Annotated in this window: 3 protein-coding genes; all 3 read left to right on the top strand. The window is 61.2% G+C overall.

What is annotated here, in order from left to right; genetic code table 11:
- Nucleotides 1-306 (top strand): hypothetical protein (locus EOA36_RS37870; RefSeq protein ID WP_210212445.1); only part of this gene is annotated, 306 nt, incomplete at its 5' end.
- Between the two features lie 67 nt (nucleotides 307-373).
- Nucleotides 374-1,630, top strand: a complete 1,257-nt coding sequence (gene ilvA / locus EOA36_RS34475; RefSeq protein WP_127281134.1) for a threonine ammonia-lyase IlvA — start codon at nucleotides 374-376, stop codon at nucleotides 1,628-1,630.
- Nucleotides 1,627-1,949, top strand: a 323-nt coding sequence (locus EOA36_RS34470; RefSeq protein ID WP_145969479.1) for a DUF1697 domain-containing protein, incomplete at its 3' end; no start/stop codon positions are given. The genes ilvA and EOA36_RS34470, both read left to right, overlap by 4 nt.

Here is a 1,949-nt window from a genome sequence, read left to right as displayed (position 1 = left end):
CCGCGATATCTCCCCAGCAGGCGAAGTGCGGCGGAAGTAAGTCATGTCCAGCCAAAATGCGGTCGGCGCCTCGTGACGGTCATCGCAGTGTTGCGCGAAAGCCAAAAGCGGCAGGAAGGCCGCAACGTGGCGGAAGGCAGGGGCCTGCATCCCGCCGAATGTCGACTTCGGGCGTCCAACGATGCCCGGCTAGGCTCGATCAAAAAGCGTGAACAAACATTCGCAAGTGCTTGCAAGCATTTCGGGAAGGCGCCGTTGCGGGCACGGGCTCGACCGGGCAATGGTCTTGCGGAGCTGGATGTGTAATAGGGTTCCGGATGTGTAATAGGGTTATTGTCTAACTCGCCCGCGGGCGATCCGGGATGATCTTGCCATGACCAGCTTTTCCGCGCGCGTCGCCACCGCCGCCTCCGCGATCCGCCAGATCTTCCCGCAGACACCGCTGCAGGAAAATGACTATCTGTCGAAAAAGACTGGCGCGCGGGTGCTGTTGAAGCGCGAGGATTTGAGCCCCGTGCGGTCCTACAAGATCCGTGGCGCGTTCAATTTCTTCCGCAAGGCGCTTGGCGAAGGCAACCAGGCCGAGCTGTTCGTCTGTGCATCCGCCGGCAACCATGCGCAGGGCTTTGCCTTTGTCTGCCGCCATTTCGGCAAGAAGGGGGTGGTGTTCATGCCAGTGACGACCCCACAGCAGAAGATCGACAAGACCAGGCTGTTTGGCGGCGACTTCGTCGAGATCAGGCTGGTTGGCGATTTTTTCGACGACTGCTACCGCGCCGCCTTCGAATTCACCGAAAGCTCCGGTGCCCACATGGTGCCGCCCTTCGACCACAAGGACATCATCGAGGGGCAGGCGACGGTTGCCTATGAGATCGCGGACCAGATGTCGGGCGGGCGCATGCCCGACATCGTCATGCTGCCGGTGGGTGGCGGCGGTCTGGCTGCCGGGGTGACGCACTATTTCGCCGATCAGGGCCGCGATGCGCGTTTCGTCTTTTGCGAGCCGGCCGGCGCGCCGAGCCTGCGCGAGAGCCTTGCGGCCGGAAAACGGCTGAGGCTCGCCAAGGTCGACAACTTCGTCGATGGCGCGGCGGTTGCCGAGATCGGCCGCGAACCTTTGCGCTACCTCAAGGAGTTTGCCGCCGACAGCGTGCGGCTGATCCCGGAAAACCGGCTCTGCGCGACCATGATCGAGATGCTCAACGTCGAAGGCGTTGTCCTGGAACCCGCCGGCGCGTTGGCGATCGATGCGCTGAAGGATTTTTCGAGGAAGGAAATCCGGGGCAAGACCATTGTCGCTGTGGTGTCAGGCGGCAATTTCGATTTCGAGCGGTTGCCGGATGTCAAGGAACGGGCGCTGCGCTTCGAAGGCCTGAAGAAGTACTTCATCATCCGCTTCCCGCAGCGGCCGGGCGCGTTGCGCGACTTCCTCGAAATGCTGGGTCCGGATGACGACATCGCGCGCTTTGAATATCTGAAGAAGTCGGCGCGCAACTTCGGCTCGGTTCTGATCGGCATCGAAACCAAGGATCGCCGCAATTTCGATCTGCTCAAGGCGAATTTCGAGGCCGAGGGCGTCCAGTATCAGGGCATCACCGACAACGAAACACTGGCGGGTTTCATCATATGAGCGGAAAGGTCTTCATCGCCCTATTTTCCGGCATCAATGTCGGCGGCAACCGCATCGTCAAGATGGCCGAGCTGCGGTCGTTCTTCGAGGATCTCGGCTTTTCCGCCGTCTCCACCTATGTGCAGAGCGGCAATGCCGTATTCCGGTCCGACAAGGGCGACGCGGCGGCGCTGACCAAGCGAATCGAGGCGGCTTTCGAGGCAAAATGGGGTTTCCATTCGCGCATCATGGTGCGCGATTTCGGATGGTTCGAACGGCTGGTGCGCGAAAATCCCTATCCGGAAGCGGCCGCCGACCACACGAAGCTCCATGCCTACGC

The organism is Mesorhizobium sp. M8A.F.Ca.ET.021.01.1.1 (assembly GCF_003998025.1).
In the GTDB taxonomy this organism is placed as follows: Bacteria; Pseudomonadota; Alphaproteobacteria; order Rhizobiales; family Rhizobiaceae; genus Mesorhizobium.
The sequence above is the reverse complement of the archived record's forward strand: the minus strand, read 5'-3'. Positions and strand labels throughout refer to the sequence as shown.

Excerpts from the sequence above, each read along its gene's own strand:
- ilvA (WP_127281134.1), top strand. The coding sequence starts at position 374 with ATGACCAGCTTTTCCGCGCGCGTCGCCACCGCCGCCTCCGCGATCCGC.